This is a genomic window from Natronospira proteinivora (assembly GCF_024170465.1).
Classification (GTDB): domain Bacteria; phylum Pseudomonadota; class Gammaproteobacteria; order Natronospirales; family Natronospiraceae; genus Natronospira; species Natronospira proteinivora.
Genome location: NZ_JALJYF010000001.1, coordinates 1,151,314 through 1,169,540 on the forward strand (window position 1 = coordinate 1,151,314; position 18,227 = coordinate 1,169,540).

The 18,227-nt window shown below is 59.2% G+C and carries 18 protein-coding genes; 8 read left to right on the plus strand and 10 right to left on the minus strand.

Annotated elements, in window-relative coordinates; genetic code table 11:
- Nucleotides 1–103: 103 nt before the first annotated feature.
- The 4 genes from J2T60_RS05465 to prmB are packed head-to-tail and all read right to left on the minus strand — an operon-like array spanning nt 104 to nt 4,397.
- Nucleotides 104–1,123 (minus strand): aspartate-semialdehyde dehydrogenase, encoded by a 1,020-nt coding sequence (locus J2T60_RS05465; RefSeq protein WP_253446470.1) that lies wholly within the window; start codon nt 1,121–1,123, stop codon nt 104–106.
- A 6-nt stretch (nt 1,124–1,129) separates the two neighbouring features.
- Complete coding sequence (locus tag J2T60_RS05470) at nt 1,130–2,320, minus strand: MFS transporter (RefSeq protein WP_253446474.1); 1,191 nt, start codon at nt 2,318–2,320, stop codon at nt 1,130–1,132.
- Between the two features lie 11 nt (nt 2,321–2,331).
- On the minus strand, nt 2,332–3,435 hold the full coding sequence (aroC, locus tag J2T60_RS05475) for a chorismate synthase (protein ID WP_253446477.1): 1,104 nt from the start codon (nt 3,433–3,435) through the stop codon (nt 2,332–2,334).
- Nucleotides 3,435–4,397: a 50S ribosomal protein L3 N(5)-glutamine methyltransferase gene (prmB, locus tag J2T60_RS05480; protein ID WP_374728471.1), complete on the minus strand. Its 963-nt coding sequence runs from the start codon at nt 4,395–4,397 to the stop codon at nt 3,435–3,437. The genes aroC and prmB overlap by 1 nt, the downstream gene beginning before the upstream one ends.
- A gap of 104 nt (nt 4,398–4,501) precedes the next feature.
- On the opposite strand from prmB, the gene J2T60_RS05485 reads away from it, so the two are divergent.
- From J2T60_RS05485 to J2T60_RS05505, 5 genes are all read left to right on the plus strand, one after another.
- Nucleotides 4,502–5,137: an SCO family protein gene (locus tag J2T60_RS05485; protein ID WP_253446479.1), complete on the plus strand. Its 636-nt coding sequence runs from the start codon at nt 4,502–4,504 to the stop codon at nt 5,135–5,137.
- Between the two features lie 28 nt (nt 5,138–5,165).
- Nucleotides 5,166–5,669, plus strand: coding sequence for a copper chaperone PCu(A)C (locus tag J2T60_RS05490; RefSeq protein WP_253446482.1), 504 nt, complete (start codon nt 5,166–5,168; stop codon nt 5,667–5,669).
- Between the two features lie 23 nt (nt 5,670–5,692).
- Nucleotides 5,693–6,532 carry an archaetidylserine decarboxylase gene (gene asd / locus J2T60_RS05495; RefSeq protein WP_253446485.1) on the plus strand — a complete coding sequence of 280 codons (840 nt, stop codon included), beginning with the start codon at nt 5,693–5,695 and terminating at the stop codon, nt 6,530–6,532.
- Between the two features lie 36 nt (nt 6,533–6,568).
- Nucleotides 6,569–7,042 carry a free L-methionine (R)-S-oxide reductase MsrC gene (msrC, locus tag J2T60_RS05500; protein WP_253446488.1) on the plus strand — a complete coding sequence of 158 codons (474 nt, stop codon included), beginning with the start codon at nt 6,569–6,571 and terminating at the stop codon, nt 7,040–7,042.
- A 116-nt stretch (nt 7,043–7,158) separates the two neighbouring features.
- The gene (locus tag J2T60_RS05505) at nt 7,159–8,397 is read left to right on the plus strand and encodes a cyclic di-GMP phosphodiesterase (protein ID WP_253446491.1); all 1,239 of its coding nucleotides are present in this window, start codon (nt 7,159–7,161) and stop codon (nt 8,395–8,397) included.
- A 12-nt stretch (nt 8,398–8,409) separates the two neighbouring features.
- Here J2T60_RS05505 and J2T60_RS05510 read toward each other — a convergent pair whose 3' ends face one another.
- Genes J2T60_RS05510 through msrB form a run of 4 tightly spaced genes read right to left on the minus strand, consistent with a single transcriptional unit; the run spans nt 8,410 to nt 11,684 of the window.
- On the minus strand, nt 8,410–9,585 hold the full coding sequence (locus J2T60_RS05510) for a BaiN/RdsA family NAD(P)/FAD-dependent oxidoreductase (protein ID WP_374728483.1): 1,176 nt from the start codon (nt 9,583–9,585) through the stop codon (nt 8,410–8,412).
- Nucleotides 9,586–9,593: 8 nt separating this feature from the next.
- Entirely contained in the window at nt 9,594–10,340 is a 747-nt protein-coding gene (locus J2T60_RS05515) for a creatininase family protein (protein ID WP_253446496.1), read from the minus strand.
- Nucleotides 10,341–10,399: 59 nt separating this feature from the next.
- The gene (locus J2T60_RS05520; RefSeq protein WP_253446499.1) at nt 10,400–11,236 is read right to left on the minus strand and encodes a transglutaminase-like domain-containing protein; all 837 of its coding nucleotides are present in this window, start codon (nt 11,234–11,236) and stop codon (nt 10,400–10,402) included.
- On the minus strand, nt 11,229–11,684 hold the full coding sequence (gene msrB, locus J2T60_RS05525) for a peptide-methionine (R)-S-oxide reductase MsrB (RefSeq protein WP_253446502.1): 456 nt from the start codon (nt 11,682–11,684) through the stop codon (nt 11,229–11,231). Before msrB ends, J2T60_RS05520 begins: the two co-directional genes overlap by 8 nt.
- Nucleotides 11,685–11,995: 311 nt before the next feature.
- On the opposite strand from msrB, the gene J2T60_RS05530 reads away from it, so the two are divergent.
- Nucleotides 11,996–13,252, plus strand: coding sequence for a DEAD/DEAH box helicase (locus tag J2T60_RS05530; RefSeq protein ID WP_253446505.1), 1,257 nt, complete (start codon nt 11,996–11,998; stop codon nt 13,250–13,252).
- Between the two features lie 144 nt (nt 13,253–13,396).
- Here J2T60_RS05530 and epmA read toward each other — a convergent pair whose 3' ends face one another.
- Nucleotides 13,397–14,383 carry an EF-P lysine aminoacylase EpmA gene (gene epmA, locus J2T60_RS05535; RefSeq protein ID WP_253446508.1) on the minus strand — a complete coding sequence of 329 codons (987 nt, stop codon included), beginning with the start codon at nt 14,381–14,383 and terminating at the stop codon, nt 13,397–13,399.
- Nucleotides 14,384–14,385: 2 nt separating this feature from the next.
- Nucleotides 14,386–14,955, minus strand: coding sequence for an elongation factor P (gene efp, locus J2T60_RS05540; RefSeq protein ID WP_253446512.1), 570 nt, complete (start codon nt 14,953–14,955; stop codon nt 14,386–14,388).
- Nucleotides 14,956–15,042: 87 nt separating this feature from the next.
- Here efp and epmB point away from each other — a divergent pair, with 87 nt between their 5' ends.
- Together epmB and J2T60_RS05550 are read left to right on the plus strand one after the other, a co-directional pair.
- Nucleotides 15,043–16,089, plus strand: coding sequence for an EF-P beta-lysylation protein EpmB (epmB, locus tag J2T60_RS05545; protein ID WP_253446515.1), 1,047 nt, complete (start codon nt 15,043–15,045; stop codon nt 16,087–16,089).
- Nucleotides 16,090–16,150: 61 nt separating this feature from the next.
- Nucleotides 16,151–18,223, plus strand: coding sequence for an EAL domain-containing response regulator (locus J2T60_RS05550; protein WP_253446518.1), 2,073 nt, complete (start codon nt 16,151–16,153; stop codon nt 18,221–18,223).
- The last annotated feature ends 4 nt before the right edge of the window (nt 18,224–18,227 follow it).

Consider the following 18,227-nt stretch of genomic DNA (forward strand, 5'->3'; position numbering starts at 1 on the left):
CCCAAAGCAGATACCGCTACCCCCGCAGGAGATATCGGTCTCCACTCATGGGCCTGGCGCGAATTCCTCACCAGTTTTCTTATGACAATGGGCTAAATATAGCTCACAAATAGTCTTTTACCAAAAGCTCGGCAATTTGAACACTGTTCAATGCTGCCCCTTTTCGCACATTATCGGCCACAATCCAGAGATTAAGTCCCTTGGGATGGGAGATATCCTCCCGAATGCGCCCCACATAGACTGGATCATTGTCCGCAGCCTCGGTCACGGCCGTGGGATAACCCGCCGGCTCGCGGCGGTCCATCACTTCCACGCCCGGCGCTGCTTTCAGCAGACGCCGCGCTTCATCCGCACTGACGGCCTTCTCGAGCTCGATATGCACCGCTTCGCTGTGCCCATAGAAAACCGGGATACGAACCGCGGTGGGATTGACCACGATATTGGGGTCCAGGATCTTCTGGGTCTCCCACACCATTTTCATTTCTTCCCGGGTATAACCATTGTCCTGGAAGGTATCGATGTGGGGCACGGCGTTGAAGGCGATCTGCTTGGGCGAGATCTTGTTCTCAATGGGCATTCCATTGAGCAGCTTCGCCGTCTGATCCGCCAGCTCTTCCATGGCCGATTTACCACCACCGGAGACCGCCTGATAGGTGGCCACATTGATGCGGGTAATGGTACCGGCATCATGCAGAGGCTTGAGCGCTACCAGCATCTGAATGGTGGAACAGTTCGGATTGGCGATGATACCCCGCTTCTTGTACTCGGCGATCTTTTCCGGATTTACCTCCGGGACCACCAGCGGAATGTCTTCTTCGCGGCGAAACTTGGAGGTATTGTCGATCACCACGCAACCAGCCGCAGCCGCCTTGGGAGCGAACGCTTCGGAAATACCGCCACCGGCGGAGAACAGCGCCACCTGAACCTTGGAAAAATCAAACTCGGCCAGGTCCTCGACGGTGATTTCCTTGCCGGCAAAGCGTAGTTTCTTACCGGCGGAACGGCTGCTGGCGAGGGGGTAGACCTTGCCCACCGGGAATTTGCGCTGCTCCAGAATGGACAGCATGGTCTCACCCACTGCGCCGGTGGCGCCCACAACGGCAATATCAACTTGCTTGCTCATGCAAATTCACTCCTGATTGGAAGTAAGTTCTCGGGGCTGTTCCGCAGGGACCTGTGTCTGAACCGGATCCCGGCGAGGCAGGCCGAACCAGGCGACGACAAAGGCCACAGCGGCCGCCGCGCCCGCCAGGGCAAAAACCTGAGCTGCCCCCAGGCCATCCCATAGATAGCCGCCAGCGAGACTACCCAGGGCGCCGCCGGCGCCGAAACTCAGGCTACTGTACAAGGCTTGGCCCCGCCCCTGATAGGGTCCTGCAAAGAAGCGGTGAATAAAGTGCACCGCCACCGCATGGTAAAGGCCAAAACTGGCCATATGGAGAAGTTGAGCCCCGACTAAGACCCCTATTTTATCAACAAAACCGGCGATCAGCAGCCAGCGAATGGCCGTCAGGCCCAAGGCGATCAACATCAAAAGCCTTGGACCGGCCCAGGGCAGCAGACGAGGCATCAGCAGAAACACCCCGATTTCCGCCACTACACCCAGGGCCCACAGAGCTCCGATCACCCCGCCGGAATAGCCCACATCCTGCAAATGAATGGTGAAAAAGCCGTAGTAGGGGCCGTGACTGGCCTTGGCCAGAAAACAGGCGATGAACAGACTCACCACCTCCGGACGCCGCAGAATCCCCGTAATGCTGCCCCTGGCGCTCACCTGGCGACGATCCCCCCGGTCGGGCACCGTCAGCGTGCTGAACCACAAGAGCAGCAACAGCCCCCAGACGATCCAGGGCAGGATGGCCTCGCCCCGGGCATCCAGCACCGGTCCGATAGTCACCACCGAAGCAATGAAGCCCACCGAACCCCAGAGCCGGATCCGGCCATAGCGATCCACGCGTTTGCCCAGATGATTGAGGGTAACGGCTTCAAATTGGGGCAGCGCGGCGTTCCAGAAAAAGCTGAAACTCATCATCACCGCCGCCATCCAGAGGTAGCTGTCCCCCAATAGGAATCCGGCAAACAGGGCCGCGGCCAGAAACCCGGCCAGGCGAATGATGCGCATGCGCCGCCCACTGCGATCGGCTATCCAGCCCCAGAGATAGGGGGCCACAAGCTTGGTACCCAGCAGGATGGCCATCAATTCGCCGATCTGGGCGGCGCTGAAACCTATCGAGCGCAGGTAAGGTCCCCAATAGGGCACCATCGCCCCCAGAACGGCGAAGTAGAAGAGATAGAAGCTGGCCAGTCGAGCGGAAACCATTCTCCCGCCGGTCATTCTCCGGGCGAACCGGGAATGCGCGGCCCGGGCGGCGTCACATCGGCATTCTGGGCCCGGTGGCGAAGGTAGTGATCCATCAGGACCAACAGGGCCATGGCTTCGGCGATCGGCACCGCCCGCAAGCCCACACAGGGGTCGTGGCGGCCCTTGGTCACCACCGACACCGGCTCACCATCCACAGTAACGCTGTCGCCTGGCAGTCTGAGACTGGAGGTAGGCTTGAGCGCAATACTGACCCGCAGGTCCTGCCCGGTAGTGATACCGCCCAGCACGCCGCCGGCATGGTTGCTCTGGAAGCCTTCCGGGCGCATTTCGTCGCGATGCTCGGTCCCCTTCTGGTGAACACAGGCAAATCCATCGCCAATTTCAACGCCCTTGACCGCATTGATGCTCATCATGGCCTTGGCCAGATCCGCATCCAGGCGGTCAAACACCGGCTCGCCCAAGCCCACGGGGACCCCTGTAGCCACCAGGTTGATCCGGGCCCCCACCGAATCCCCGGATTTACGCAGGTGGTGCATATAGTCTTCGAGTTCATCCACGCGGGCAGGATCAGCACAGAAAAAAGGGTTCTCATCCACCGCTTGCCACTCGCTAAAGCCCAGCGGGATCTCCCCCAGTTGAGCCAGGTAGCCCCGAACATCGATACCCAATTGCCGGCTCAGATAGCGGCGAGCAATAGCGGCCGCGGCCACCCGCATCACGGTTTCCCGTGCTGAGGATCGGCCACCGCCCCGGTAATCCCGCAGACCGTACTTGTGCAAATAACTGTAATCGGCGTGACCGGGCCGAAAGCGGTCGGCAATCTCACTGTAGTCCTTGGGCTTCTGATCCTGATTCTCCACCATCAGACCGATGGGCGTGCCGGTTGTGCGGCCTTCGAACACGCCGGACAGGATGCGCACCTGATCCGGCTCCCGGCGCTGGCTGGTGTGACGCGACTTGCCCGTCCGGCGTCTCTCCACATCTGCCTGTATGCAGGCCTCATCCAGCGGCAAGCCAGGAGGACAACCTTCCACGATGCAACCCAGGGCGGGGCCGTGACTCTCGCCGAAAGTGCTGACCCGAAAGCGTTCCCCAAATCCGTTACCGGCCATCAATCACTCCCTGTTTCTGCTTGCCGCAATACGCCCAGATCGGCTGCCTGAATGACACAAACCCCCTGCCCGCCCTGCTCGAAGACCGGCCAGTCCATAGGCAATTCCTCAAAACGCTCGGCCAGGGCCTCGGCGGCATTGCCCACTTCAATCACCAGCAGACCATCCGGCGCCAGATACTCATGGGCCTTTTCAATAATGCGGGCCGCTAGCGCCGTGCCCTCTTCATCCGCCGCCAGTCCCAAGGATGGTTCCCGGTGGAACTCTTCCGGCAGATGGGGGATTTCCGCAGGATCCACATAGGGGGGATTGCTGACAATCAGATCGAAACCCGCTTCAGGATCGGCAACAGGAGGGATATCGGCAAAAAGATCCCCCTCATGCAGGGTCACCACCGCGTTGAGCCCGTATCGCCCCACATTGCGTCGGGCCACCGCCAGCGCCTCGGGAGAAAGATCGGTGGCATCCACCCGCTCCAGGCCCAGATGCAGGGCGCAGGCAATGGCGATACAGCCGCTCCCCGTGCACAAGTCCAGCGTGGAATGGATCTCCCGGCCTTCACGCCAAGGCTCGAAACCCTGGCGGATCATTTCCGCCAGGGGTGAGCGGGGCACCAGCACCTGTTCATTCACCCAGAAATCCAGATCCGCGAAACGGGCCTCGCCAATCAGGTAGGCCGCAGGTTTGCGGGAACGAATCCGTTCAGCCACCAGGGCCTGAACCCGCTCCACCTCTTGCTCGGTCAAACGCCCCTGAAACAGGGCATCCGGGAGTGGCGGCTTCAGGGCCAGTCCATGCAAGACCAGCCAGAGGGCCTCATCCACTGCATTGTCGGTACCGTGGCCAAAATAGAGCCCAGCACGATTGAACTCACTGGCAGCCCAGCGGACAAAATCGGCAACCGTTGCCAGCCCGCTGGGATTCAGTATTTCGGGTCTGGCGGGTTCGACAGAACCTTGCACGGCGAAATCTCCCCGATTGTTGTAAAACAGGCATGATACCGCAGCCGGGCCTGTTACTGCTCAAGGCGCTGCATGCCCGGCTCTGCTATGGGATAATAGGCCTTATGAAAGCGTTCAAAACACCCCTGATCATTGTTCTCGCACTGGTATTCGCCGCCACCGGCGGGCTGGCGGCGCATTTCCTGACAGACCGGACGGTAGGAACCCCGGACACCGAAGCGGTGATCCTGGAGCAACCCCGCCTGATTCCGGACCGGATACTGCTGGACCATCATGGCAGCGCCTGGAGCCCCAAGCGTCTGGAAGGCCAATGGACCTTGATCTTCTTCGGCTTCACCCATTGTCCGGACATCTGCCCGGAGACCATGGTGGTGATTAACCAGGCCCATCGGATGATCGAAGAGAATGGCAAGGCCCTGCCGCCTTCGGTGGTTTTCATCTCCGTTGACCCGGCGCGGGATACGCCGGAACGACTCGCCAATTACGTGCCCTATTTCAATCAAAGCTTCCTGGGCGTGACCGGGGACCAGGAGGATATCGAAGAGCTTGCCTCGGCCATGGCGGTCCCCCTGCAGATTCCCGATGTGGACCCCGACCAGGATTATGAAGTGGACCATGGCTCCCAGCTGATACTGGTGGGCCCGGACGGCCATATACGGGCCTTTTTCACGGCCCCGCACCATCCCCGGCAAATCGCCCAGGATTACGAGGCCATCGTGCGTTATCTCAATCCTTCTTGAAACCATACACAGCAAAGGGAGCTCGTCAATGAATCGTGTCATGCACTCCGCACTACTTCTCCTCTGCCTGCTCGCGCCCTCTGCCTGGGCTGCACCCCAGGTTCTGGTTGAGGACCCCTGGGTCCGCGAGGCGCCACCAGGAACCTCGGTCACTGCGGCTTACATGACACTCACAAACCAGGGCGAGGAAGCGGTTGAACTTGTCTCGGTCTCTGCACGTGAGTTCGCCCGGGCTGAGCTGCACGAAACCGTTCATGAAAACGACAGCGCGAGCATGCAGGCAATCGAATCATTGAGCATCCCGGCAGAAGGCCAAGTGGCACTGGAACCCGGCGGCAAACATCTGATGCTGCACGAACCGAGAGACGAGCTGGCGGCCGGAGACTGGGTCACACTGATGTTGACCTTTGACGATGGCCACCTACTGGAAGTCACCGCACCGATCAAACGCCGCACCGGTCAGGATGAAGACCAGGACGAGGGTGAGGGTGAGGGTGAGGGTGAGCATCACCATCATGGAGGACATCACTGATGCAGGCAGGAGCCCCTCCCTCAATGGGCGATTTTTTCAGATCCTTGCCGCAATATTTGCTGCCCCATCACGGATTGTCACGACTGGTCCATGCCGCCACCCGCTCCCGTAGCCCCTGGCTCCGGGGCTGGCTGCTGGGACGCTTTCTGGATCGCTTCGAGGTGAATCTGGACGAGGCGGAGCGGACGGATCCGGCCGACTATCAAAGTTTCAATGACTTTTTCACCCGCACGCTCAAGCATGGCGCCCGCCCCATCGAGGATGCCCCCCTCGTGTCACCGGTTGACGGATATGTCAGCCAGCAGGGCGATATTAATGGTCAAAAAATCTTTCAGGCCAAGGGGCGCCAGTACAGGCTGGATGAATTGCTGGGGCGGAACTGCAATATCCGCGGGTATAGGGACGGGCGCTTCTGCACCCTTTACTTGGCCCCCCACAATTATCACCGAATTCACATGCCATTGGCCGGACGGGTCAGCCAGATCGAACATCTTCCCGGACGCCTGTTTTCGGTCAATCCCGCCACCACGCGGGTCATTCCTCGGCTATTCGCCAGAAACGAACGGGTAGCGGTCCATTTCGAGACTGATTACGGGCCCATGGCCATGGTCCTGATCGGCGCCCTGCTGGTGGGATCGATTGAAACCACCTGGACCGGGGAGATCACCCCCCCCACCCGCCTATCACCGCGAATCCTGCCGCTACCCCCCGGCCCTTCCCGGCAATTGGCCAAGGGTCAGGAGATGGGGCGCTTCAACATGGGCAGCACGGTGATCTTGATTTTGCCCACCGGCGCACCAAATATCTCCAGACGCTTGCATCCGGGGGCACGGGTTCAGATGGGCCAGTCCCTGGTGGAATAAGCCACATCAAAACCTTCAAGCACAAGAGAGCCGATCATGATCAGCCTGCCGGAACTCGATTACAGCGATAAAGACCGTTTCTACGATGACCTTCGCCTCTCCGCCAAGGGCCTGGTCCTGGATGAATCCGACCGGATCGCCAATTTCGCGAATCTGGCCGCCCTGATCTATCACAGCCTGCCGGACATCAACTGGGCGGGATTTTACCTCCTCAAGAACGGCGAGTTGGTGGTGGGCCCCTTTCAGGGCAAACCGGCCTGCGTGCGGATCCGTCTGGGTGAAGGCGTATGCGGTACCGCAGCCAAAGACCTGAAAACCCTGGTGGTGGACGATGTCGAGGAATTCCCTGGGCACATTGCCTGTGATGCAGCCAGCCGCTCCGAGATCGTCATCCCGCTACTGCGGGACCAACAACTGATTGGTGTTCTTGATATCGACGCCCCACTCCCCGCGCGCTTTGACGACCAGGACCGAAAAGGCCTGGAAGCCGTGGCGGAAATTCTTCCCTGAGACCGTCCCCTCCGGTGCTAGAATACGATTAAGCTTGCCATTTCAAGGTCGAAGGCAACCACCGCCACCCACGATCGGTGGAGGTGGCGAATCAGGGTGGGACAGGGGGGTCCGATTTGACTTATATCCGAAAATCCGTCCATGAGCTGCGCTTGGGCATGTACGTGGCGGAACTGGATCGATCCTGGCTGGAAAGCCCCTTCCTGTTCCAGGGCTTCGTCCTGGAGCGGGAGGAAGATATCCGCACCCTCACGGACCTCTGTCGCTATGTGCATGTGGATCCGGAACGCTCCACCATCCCCATCACTGAAAGCAATTCCCGCCCTGCCCCATCCGCTGGTACAAAAGCCTTTACCACAAACCCATCAAATACCTCAGGTCCCAAGGATACCCAGGCACTGCTGCACGCCACGGCCGAAGTGAAGGATAAGCGCATCCAGACCCATGATTATCTGCTCAATCTCTTCGATGATATTCGCCTGGGCCACACCGTGGATTCCGAGGAGGTCAAAGAGCGGGTAAAGGGGGTGGTGGAGACCATTACCCGCTTCCCCAATGTGGCCATCTGGTTAACACAAATGAAGAATCGGGATGAATACACCTCCCTGCATTGTCTCAATGTCTGCGTACTGACCGTCGCCTTCTGCCACCACCTGGGCTACAGCCAGAGCGATTTGGAGACCATTGCCATCGGCGCCCTGCTCCACGATATCGGCAAGGCCAAGATACCGGATGCCGTGCTAAACAAGCCTGGTGCTCTGAGTGATGATGAGTGGCGGGTCATGAAACAACACCCGGAAATCGGCCATCAGTTGATGGCCAAGAGTGGTGGTATTCCGGACGTGGCCCTGCACATCATCCTGGGCCATCATCGGCGGATAACCGGCGCCGGTTATCCGGATAAATTTCCCAGCCGGGAGCTGGATACCCCTATCCTGGCCAGCGCCATTGCCGATGTTTATGACGCCATGACCAGTGATCGTCCCTATCATCGGGGACTGGCGGCAGACCGCGTCCTTCGGGACATGCAGAAAAGTGCCAAACAAACCTTTGGCAGCGATCTGATGGATGCCTTTATTCGTTGCGTGGGCATTTTCCCGGTGGGCAGCGCCGTGGAACTGGGCAATGGCTTCATCGGAATGGTGATTTCACCGGGACGCAAGGCCAAATTGCTGCCCCAGGTGGTCTTGTTCCGGGATGCCAAGGGAATCCCCCTGGCCCAGCAGCAGCTAGTGGATTTGTCACTGGCCGCCGCCAAGGACCCCGGCGGAAACTGGCATATTCACCGAGTGGTGGAACCGGCCCTCCATCAGATCAGCCAGCGGGAACTGACCCTGGGCAATGTCAATCCATAAGCGCTCGGGACATTAGACCACTTCACCGGCCGCCCGACCGGAGGCCCAGGCCCACTGGAAGTTATGCCCGCCCAGATGGCCGGTGACGTCCACTACCTCTCCGATGAAATACAAACCCGGCACCAATTTGCTCTCCATGGTTTTGGAAGACAGGGCATGGGTGTCCACCCCACCCAGAGTCACCTCCGCCGTCCGGTATCCCTCGGTACCCGAGGGAACCAGGGACCAGGGCTGGAGATGCGAAACGGTGAAGGCAATCTCCTGGTCAGAAATATCGGCCATCAATGGATTCCCCAGATGACGGTCACACCAGTAATCCGCTACCCGCCGTGACAAGGGCTCGGCCAACAAGCGCTTCAAGTGAACCCGAGGCCGTTCTCGCCGCTGGGTTCGCAACCACTCGGCCAAGTCGTAATCGGGGAACAAATCCAGCGCAACGTCCTGCCCAGGTGCCCAATAGGATGAAACCTGAAGAATCGCCGGGCCACTGAGCCCCCGATGGGTAAACAGCAAGTTCTCCCGGAACAGGCCTTCTCTGGTCCGGGCATGCACCTCCAGAGATACCCCGGCCAGGGCAGACAGATCCCGCAGCTTGCGTTCATCCAAGGTAAAGGGCACCAAGCCGGCCCGGGTAGGCAGACAGGGAATATCGAATTGTCGGGCGACTTCATACCCGAAACCACTCGCGCCCATCTTGGGGATGGACAGGCCACCGCTCGCCACCACCAGGGTATTACAGTAAAAAGTTTGTCCATTACTGCTCAGACGAAAACCGCTGTCGCATTTTTCGATGCCGGAAACCGGACTATGGGTGCGAATCTCAACATTGCCGCTACGACACTCATCCAGCAGGAGCTGGACGATATCCCGGGACTTTCGATCGCAGAATAGCTGGCCCAGCTTCTTTTCGTGGTAGGGGATGCCGTGCCGCTCCACCAGGGAAATGAATTCCCAGGGCGTATACCGGCTCAAGGCGGATTTACAGAAATGCGGGTTGGCGGAGAGAAAGTTCTCCGGGGTGGAATACATATTGGTAAAGTTACAGCGCCCACCCCCGGACATCAGGATCTTCTTGCCAACCTTGTTGGCGTGGTCCAGCACCAGCACCCGCCGGCCTCGCTGCCCGGCCGTAAGCGCGCACATGAGACCGGCGGCACCGGCGCCGATGATAACAACATCGTATTCCAAGGCGTCGGTCAACTGTCCAAAAAGGCCCGGTATTCATCCAGCAAATCGGCAATACCGGCCTCGAACAGGGCCTTTCCGGTTTCCGGATTGGCCAGGCCGGAGGCAGCCCCGATACGGCCATCGGGGAACTGGCGACGGAAATCCACCGCATCCCGGAAGTGGCCTTCAGGTGCCTGCTCCGGAGACAATCCCACGTCCTTGATGGATTCTGGATAAGCGTATTGGGTCAGGGAGATTTCCGAACAGGTGGCGTGGGAGCCTTCCTTGTCGCCAAAGCGTTCTGCCGAGATTTGCTTGACCCGACCACCGGCAAACCAGTTGCCCATCTTCAGCCGTGTTTGGGCCTCACAACTCGGTCCTTTGTGAAGACTGTAATCGGAATAGTACTCGGCAAATGCCGCCTGAACGGTATTGATATTGCCGCCATGGCCATTGAGGAAATAGATATGACTAAAGCCATGCCGGGCCAGGGACTGGACCACATCGTATACCACCGCCATCAACGTGCGCGGCCGCAGAGTGATGGAACCGGGGAAATCCAGGTGGTGCTGGGCCATGCCGATGGACAGGGTGGGTGCCACCATGATGCCTTCCCGTTCACCGGCTGCTTCCGCCAATACCTGCGGACAAAGAGCATCGGTACCCACCAGGCCATTAGGACCATGCTGTTCCGTTGAACCAATGGGGACAATCACCCCGGTGGACTTCTCCAGATAGGCCTCTACCTCCGGCCAGGCACAATGTTGCAATAGCATGAAATACTCCCGATACGGTCCAAATAACGATAGTGTAACAAGACAAGTCTCTCGCTGATCTATCCGTCCAGCCGCTTCACACTGAATACAAGCACTTGCGGGATCAGCAGGGGGCCAAACTGGTTGTAGATGGGCACATCCGCCCCATCCCGGCCCACAGCCAGAATGATTCGTCCCCCTTTCCGGCCAGCCTGGGTAGGATCAAAGCCCTGCCAGCCATTATCCAGCCAGGCCTCGAACCAGGCATGCAGATCCATGGGGTCCAGGTCTTGCAAATAGCCACTGACGAAGCGGGCCGGAATACTCAAGGCGCGGCACAAGGCCACACCCAGATGGGCGAGGTCACGGCAGACCCCCTCCCCGCGGTCCAGTACTTCCCTGGCTGTAACCAGTGTGTTGCTGCTGCCGGGCCGGTAAGCCACCTGACGGGAAAGCCATTGGCAGATCCGTTCCACCTGGGCATATCCCGGCTCCGAATCCGACACAATCTCCCGGGCCAACTCCCCCAGACGATCGGACTCGCAATAGCGGCTTGGCAGAAGATAATGGATCACCTCGTCCGGCAATGCCTGAATGGGTACAAAGCCGGCGGACCGGTCCACCGGCATCTCAGCGGCCACTGACGCCTCAAGGGAGCCGGACAGCTGACAAGGCCCCGGCGGAAGTGTCAGGCGTTGACAGCGATTACCATGATCATCCACATACTCTGAAACCGGTACATCCGGATGGATAAAAAAGTGATCCTTCATGATCCACTGGCGGACGTCGATCCGGGGACGAAGCACCATTAGCATGGGTGTTGCCTGCTCCACCTGAAAACGCATGTCGAACCGCGCTTCCAATCGCACGGTTCCCGTCCGCCAGGGGGAAGTGGCGAAATGGCCCTGATCACCCATCAGCCACTCCTCGCGGGGCCGGCAAGGGTTCACCCTCCGGGACGAAACACAGGGCCAAGCCGTTATTGCACCAGCGCTGACCGGTGGGCTCGGGGCCATCATTGAAGACATGGCCCTGGTGCCCTCCGCAGCAGGCACAATGGTATTCGGTTCGCGGCATGATCAATTTGAAATCCCGCTTGGTGCTGATGCGCCCCGGAATGTGATCAAAGAAGCTGGGCCAGCCGCTACCACTGTCATACTTCATGGTGTGCTCAAACAGGGGCAGATGGCAGGCAGCACAAATATAGAACCCGGGACGTTTCTCGTGATTCAGGGCGCTGGAATTGGGGCGTTCAGTCTGCTCTCCGAACAGGACCTGGTAAACCTCCGGCGCCAGCACCGAGCGCCATTGTGACTTATCCCAGGTGCTGCCAGCTGGCGCTGAGGTATGGCTTGGATCTGTCACGGCGCACCTCCATTTTATTGGGACCTGAAGCAGATCCTCATGATAACAGCTCCCCCTTTTGCAGAACGGCAGGCCCAAGGGATGGAAAAAACGCGCGCAATGGCCGAAGTGTGGTATAGTGCCCGCCGCGTTGTCCCTCCGTCGTACATCACTGCTCCCTGCAGTGTTGTCAGCATCACTTGCGCCGGCCGGTCTCCGCAAGCTGATCGCGGACTGTTTTTGCCAAGGCCTTTCCCCGATAAGCCAAACCTATCGCCGACATCCCCGGATGCCGGTCTTTTGCCTTGGATTTAAAACAGGAACTCGCATTAATGTCGTTTGACACTCTCGGCCTCAACGCCGATCTGCTCAAGAATATCGCCCGACAGGGCTATGAAACCCCCACGCCCATCCAGGCCAAGGCCATACCCGCGGCGCTGCAAGGCCGTGATCTCATGGCCAGTGCCCAGACCGGCACCGGCAAAACGGCGGCCTTTACCCTGCCCATGCTGGAAAAGCTGGGACGAAACAAGGCCCGTGGTTCGCGTCATCCCCGAGCTGTGGTACTGACACCCACACGGGAACTGGCGGTCCAGGTCAGTGACAGCGTGCGGGATTACAGCCGGGGCATGGGCATTGACAGCACCGTGATTTATGGCGGAGTCAACATCCGGCGTCAGATGGATCAGCTGCGCCGCGGCACCGATATCATTATCGCCACCCCGGGACGCCTCATGGATCACATGAGCCGCCGTACCGTGGATCTGTCCCAAGTGGAGATACTGGTCCTGGACGAAGCCGACCGCATGCTGGACATGGGCTTTCTGCCCGCCATTGAGGCCATCCTCAAGACCATGCCCAAGCAGCGTCAGACCCTGCTGTTCTCGGCCACTTTCTCCGGCACCATTTCCAAGCTGGCCCAGCGCTTTCTGGACAAGCCAGAGCGGATCGAGACCGCCGCACCCAACGCCGCCGCCGTGGATATTCTGCAAACGGCCTACCGGGTGGACGGGCACCGCAAGCGGGAATTGCTCAGCCATCTGATTGGCAGTGAAAACTGGAAGCAGGTGCTGATTTTCACTCGCACCAAGCGTGGGGCCGACCGACTCTCCAAGCAACTGGACCAGGACGGCATCAGCAGCACAGCCATCCATGGCGACAAGGGCCAGGGTGCTCGTAATCGGGCCCTGCGGGACTTCAAGCAGAAGAACATCCGGGCACTGGTAGCCACTGATGTGGCCGCCCGCGGTATCGATGTGGACCACCTGCCCTATGTGGTGAACTTTGATATCCCCAACAACCCCGAAGATTACGTTCACCGCATCGGTCGCACCGGTCGACGTGGTCGCCAGGGGGCAGCCGTATCCTTCATTGGTGCCGATGAACAACGGCTTTTCCAGGGCATTCGTCGCCTGCTGGATCGGGATATCCCGTCCGAAGTGATGGGCGGCTTTGAACCCACCGCCAAGGCAAGCCCCGGACCGGATATCCGGAACAAACGCAAGCCCCGCCGGGGTCCGCCCAAGCCGCGCGCTGGTGGCCGCCATCGGTCCCGCAGCGGTGGTGAACGGACCCCCAGGGCCAGCTAGGCAAAGCTAGCCAGGCCCCATCAGACCCCGGCATAACCGCCGGGGTCTTTTTTTTTGTCTTTTCTATTTAACCAATCCGGCAAACCATTGAGGCAAAGCAGCAACCCAGAGAAGGACTACCATTCCAATCTGCAACATTGTCCATCAGGCCCGTTCCCAAGGAAAAGTCAGTACGGCATCAATACCGTCGGCACCCAGGGCGAGGGCCAGCAGCCGATCCAATCCCAATGCCACACCGGCGACATCCGGCAGACCCGCCGACAGGGCAGACAGCAAATGTTCGTCAACAGGCATGGACGCCAATCCTTCCGATTCACGGCGGGCATTATCGCGCTCGAAACGTCGACGTTGCTCTTGGGCATCAGCCAATTCATGAAAGCCATTGGCCAGTTCCACCCCATCCAGTATCACCTCGAAGCGGGCCGCCCGACTGGGGTCCTCCGGCCGGAGCCTGGCCAATGCCGCCTGCGAAGCGGGAAAATCCGTCAACACGGTAATGCAGCCCCTTCCCAGAGCCGGATACACCCTTGCGCTTGCCAAGAGGTCCAGCCAATCCTCGCGCGTCCAGCTAGCCGGCCCGCCGGTTCCCAGCGCCGCGATGGCCTGCTCGGCAACATGCTCATCACTAACCTCGAAGGGATCGAGATTAGCGTGTCGTAAAAAGGCCTCCCGATAAGTGAGGACCTCCATTGGCAACAACCCATCACGATGCGGAACCCAGTCCTGGTTGAGCACTTCACGAATCAAGGACACCGTTTCAATCGCCAGGTCATGGTCATCAAAGCCCAGTCGATACCATTCCAGCAGTGCAAATTCCGGATTGTGCCACTGCCCTCTCTCCCCATCCCGAAAAACGGGGCAGACCTGATAGATATCGCCACTGCCAGCCGCCAGCAAGCGCTTCATGGGAAACTCGGGCGAGGTCTGTAGCCAACGCCTGCCATCCTGAGCCTGAGCAGCCAGGCTGGGAATATCAGGATCGGTAATGGTGGCTCGTGACACCACGGGGGTGCTGACTTCCAGCACGCCCCGAGCCCGGAAGAAGTCACGGATACAATCCAGGGTCGCGGCCCGAGCCTCAAGCACCGACCGGGTGGCCACCGGCCACCAGTCCGAGTGAAAACCGCTCAATCTCAGTCCTTCACCCGGGACACATACTCGGCCTTGCGGGTATCGACCTTGATCACTTCCCCCTGATCCACGAACAGGGGGACGCGCACCACGGCACCGGTTTCCAGAGTGGCCGGTTTGCCACCACCACCGGAAGTATCCCCACGTACACCGGGATCCGTCTCAGTAATGCGAAGCTCCGTGAAGGCGGGTGGCTCAATGGAGAGCGGCGAACCCTCATACAGGACCACCTTGCACAGGTCCTGCTCCCGTACCCATTTCATGGCATCCCCCATGGCCTCCGGCGAGGCCTGGTACTGCTCGAAGCTTTCAGGCTCCATGAAATAGTAGAATTCGCCGTCTGTGTACAAATACTGCATATCCATTTCAAAGACGTCAGCCGCTTCCACTGACTCCCCGGACTTGAAGGTCTTGTCGATGACCCGGCCGGTCTTCAGGTTGCGTACCTTGACCCGACTGAAGGCCTGCCCCTTGCCCGGCTTGACGAACTCATTCTCGATAATGTTGTAAGGATCGCCATCCAGCATGATCTTGAGACCACCCTTGAATTCATTGGTACTGTAACTCGCCATTTGATAACCCCGATGTACAATGCAAAATGGCGGCGCCGGACCCGAGGCCCGCCACCGGTCAACGAATGCTTGAGGACTGAAGCGCGCATGATAACGCCTGGCACCACTGCCCGTCAGCCCACATCTGCCCCACCCCACTGGCAAAAGCTGCTCCAGGCGGGTTATCGGGATGCCGGGGAACTGCTTTCCACCCTCGACCTGGATCCGCAAGCCATGGGGCTGTCGGAACAGGCGCAGGCCCAATTCCCGACCCGGGTGCCGCAAGGCTATGTCGCCCGCATGCGGTACCGTGACCCGGAGGACCCCCTGCTCCGCCAAGTCCTGCCCGTCAAAGCTGAAACCCGGGACCACGCTGGTTTCGTCACTGATCCCGTGGGGGACATGGCCAGCCGGCAATCCACCGGGGTACTGAAAAAGTATCCCGGGCGGGCCCTGCTGATCACCACCGGCGCCTGCGCCATTCATTGCCGCTACTGTTTCCGTCGCCATTTTCCGTACGGCGAGGAAAATGCCGCCCGGGGCCGCTGGGAAGGCGCCTTGAATGCCGTCGCCGCCGACCCCGATATCCGCGAGGTGATCCTCAGCGGCGGCGATCCCCTGTCCCTGTCCGATCAAAAGCTGACCCCCCTGATCCAGGGTCTGGGGCAAATTGACCACGTAAAACGCTTACGAATCCACACGCGGCTACCCGTGGTCTTGCCTGAGCGAGTGGATGACGATTTCATCCAATTGCTGTCAGGCTTTCCAGGTCCCGTCACGGTGGTATTGCACGCCAACCATGGGCGGGAGATCGATGATTCTGTAGCCAGTGCAGTCCACCGGCTTCAAGGACGTGGAATCCTGCTGTTGAATCAGGCCGTCCTGCTCCGGGGGGTAAACGACGACGTTCACTCCCAGCAATCATTGTCAGAGGCCCTAAGCGCCATCGGCGTCGCCCCCTATTACCTGCATCAGCTGGACCCGGTGGCTGGCGCGGCCCATTTCCAGGTTTCCGACCGGGAGGCTCTGTCCATCATGGCGGCGCTTCGCCGCCAGGCGCCAGGCTACATGGTGCCCAGATTGGTCCGGGAAGTCCCCGGCGAAGCCAGCAAAACCCCCATTGAATCCGCCGGACCACTGGAAACTGACGACTGATTCAGTTACAAGTGGCCTCCTGATTCTTTTATTTCCCACGGTCCAGGCAAAAGATCCAATAATGAAGAGAAGCTACCTTCCCGCCATAGTTCTGACCCAGTCCCAGGATGATGCCGAGGTCTTGAACCGGCTGCTGAGGAATGCCGGCCATGCGGTACGCCCCAAGTGGATCAGTCGCTTCGAGGACCTGGAGAAGGAACTGACCGGCGAAGAACCCGACCTCATTGTTTCTTACACCAAGGGGGCCGGGGCGGGATTGTCCAAGGTGATCGAACTCCGAGATCGGCATACCCCCCTGGTGCCCGTCATCGCCATCAGTGATGACGTCTCCGAGGAAGCCGTGGCCAAGGCCATCCAGAATGGTGCCCGGGATCTGGTTTCCCTGGAAAAGACGGAACGCCTGGTGGCGGTGGTGTCACGAGAACTGGAAGTTCTGGCCCAACGCCGTGCCCTGAAACAGGCCCGAGACCAGCTGAAGGAGTACGAGGCACGCTTCGAGGGCATCATCGACAAGACAGCCAATGCCATTGCCTACATTCAGGAAGGCATCCACGTAAATGCCAATCCAGCCTACGTGGAGCTGTTCGGCTTCGAGGATGCCGATGAAGTGGAAGGCATGCCTGTGATGGATTTCTTCAGCAAGGAATCCCAGGACGCCGTCCGCAAGGCCATCAAGAATACCCTCAAGGGAAAGGGCAGCGAAGAGCCTCTCGAGCTAAAGGGGCGCCGGGATGATGGCAGTGAGTTTGAGCTTGCTGTGGAGCTGCGGGCCCTGGAGATGGACGGTGAGCCTGCGGTGGAAATGGCCATTCCCAGCGAGTCCGGTGGCGACAGCGAGGAATACGAGCGGCAATTGGCCGAACTGGAGCGCCGGGATTCCCTCACTGGTCTGTTCAACCGCAATTACTTCAATCAGGTTCTCACCCAGCGCTTCGAAAGCCGGCAAAAGGATGACAAGGCCCGCGTGTTGATGATGGTGGAACCCGACAAGTTCGATTCCATCAGAAAGAAGATTGGTGCTGTGGCTTCTGATCAGGTCCTAAAGGGTGTGGCTTCACTGGTAAGCGATTATATTGACGACGCGGATCTCCCGGGTCGCACCGGTGATACCACCGTGGCAGTACTCATGGAACGGGGCAATATAGCCACCATCAAACAGCTGGCCGATGACCTGAACAAGCGTATCGCGGCGCATGTATTCGAAGCAGGAGGGCAGTCCACCGCAATGACCTGCTCCATCGCCATCAGTGAAATGTCAGAGATCATCGAAACCGCGGATGACCTGGTGGCCACGGCGGAAGAAGCCATCGGCCAGGCTCAGAAAGCCGGTGGTGGCAAGGTGGTTGTCTATGAACCACCGGAGACCGATGCCGAGGGGCAGCTATCAGACCATGCCTGGAGCAAACGCATCAAGGCGGGTGTTGAGCAGGATCTCTTCCAGTTGGTCAACCAGCCCATTGCTGACTTGACCGGCGGCGATTCAGATCTGTTCGATATCCTGGTTCAGCTGCGAACGGAAGATGGCGAGGAATTCCAGGCCAATGAATTCATGCCTGCCGCCGAACGAAATCGTCTGGTGGGCCTAATTGACCACTGGGTCTTGGATCATGCCATCGAGGTTCTGGTTGAACGGGTCAACAAGGGCAATGGGGGTCGCTTCTTCGTGCGACTCTCCCACCAGTCCCTGGCTGATCCGAAATTGACCAAATGGGTTCTGAACAAGGTCAAAAACATGCCGGTGCCACAGAAGCATCTGGTGTTTGAGATATCCGAGAACTCCATCGATAAACGACTGAAGGAAGCCAAGTATTTTGTGGGCGAAGTGCGAAAGCTTGGTTGCGGCTTTGCCATCGAGCATTTTGGTGTGGGACTGAACTCCATGCAAACCCTGGAACACCTGGAGATGGACTTCCTCAAGGTGGATGGCTCATTCATGCAGGGCATTGACAGTGACGATGCCAAACGTGAGCAGGTGGAGCAGTTTATCGAGTTGGCAAAAAACAAGAACATTGCCACTGTGGCTGAGCGGGTGGAAGAAGCCAACACCATGGCCGTTCTGTTCCAGCTGGGTGTGGCCTATATCCAAGGCAACTACGTTCAGGAACCTGAAGTGGTGATGGAAGAACAGGACTGACCGG

Excerpts from the sequence above, each read along its gene's own strand:
- J2T60_RS05465 (WP_253446470.1), bottom strand. The coding sequence starts at position 1,123 with ATGAGCAAGCAAGTTGATATTGCCGTTGTGGGCGCCACCGGCGCAGTG.
- J2T60_RS05470 (WP_253446474.1), bottom strand. The coding sequence starts at position 2,320 with ATGGTTTCCGCTCGACTGGCCAGCTTCTATCTCTTCTACTTCGCCGTT.
- aroC (WP_253446477.1), bottom strand. The coding sequence starts at position 3,435 with ATGGCCGGTAACGGATTTGGGGAACGCTTTCGGGTCAGCACTTTCGGC.
- J2T60_RS05485 (WP_253446479.1), top strand. The coding sequence starts at position 4,502 with ATGAAAGCGTTCAAAACACCCCTGATCATTGTTCTCGCACTGGTATTC.
- J2T60_RS05490 (WP_253446482.1), top strand. The coding sequence starts at position 5,166 with ATGAATCGTGTCATGCACTCCGCACTACTTCTCCTCTGCCTGCTCGCG.
- asd (WP_253446485.1), top strand. The coding sequence starts at position 5,693 with ATGGGCGATTTTTTCAGATCCTTGCCGCAATATTTGCTGCCCCATCAC.
- msrC (WP_253446488.1), top strand. The coding sequence starts at position 6,569 with ATGATCAGCCTGCCGGAACTCGATTACAGCGATAAAGACCGTTTCTAC.
- J2T60_RS05515 (WP_253446496.1), bottom strand. The coding sequence starts at position 10,340 with ATGCTATTGCAACATTGTGCCTGGCCGGAGGTAGAGGCCTATCTGGAG.
- J2T60_RS05520 (WP_253446499.1), bottom strand. The coding sequence starts at position 11,236 with ATGGGTGATCAGGGCCATTTCGCCACTTCCCCCTGGCGGACGGGAACC.
- J2T60_RS05530 (WP_253446505.1), top strand. The coding sequence starts at position 11,996 with ATGTCGTTTGACACTCTCGGCCTCAACGCCGATCTGCTCAAGAATATC.
- efp (WP_253446512.1), bottom strand. The coding sequence starts at position 14,955 with ATGGCGAGTTACAGTACCAATGAATTCAAGGGTGGTCTCAAGATCATG.
- epmB (WP_253446515.1), top strand. The coding sequence starts at position 15,043 with ATGATAACGCCTGGCACCACTGCCCGTCAGCCCACATCTGCCCCACCC.
- J2T60_RS05550 (WP_253446518.1), top strand. The coding sequence starts at position 16,151 with ATGAAGAGAAGCTACCTTCCCGCCATAGTTCTGACCCAGTCCCAGGAT.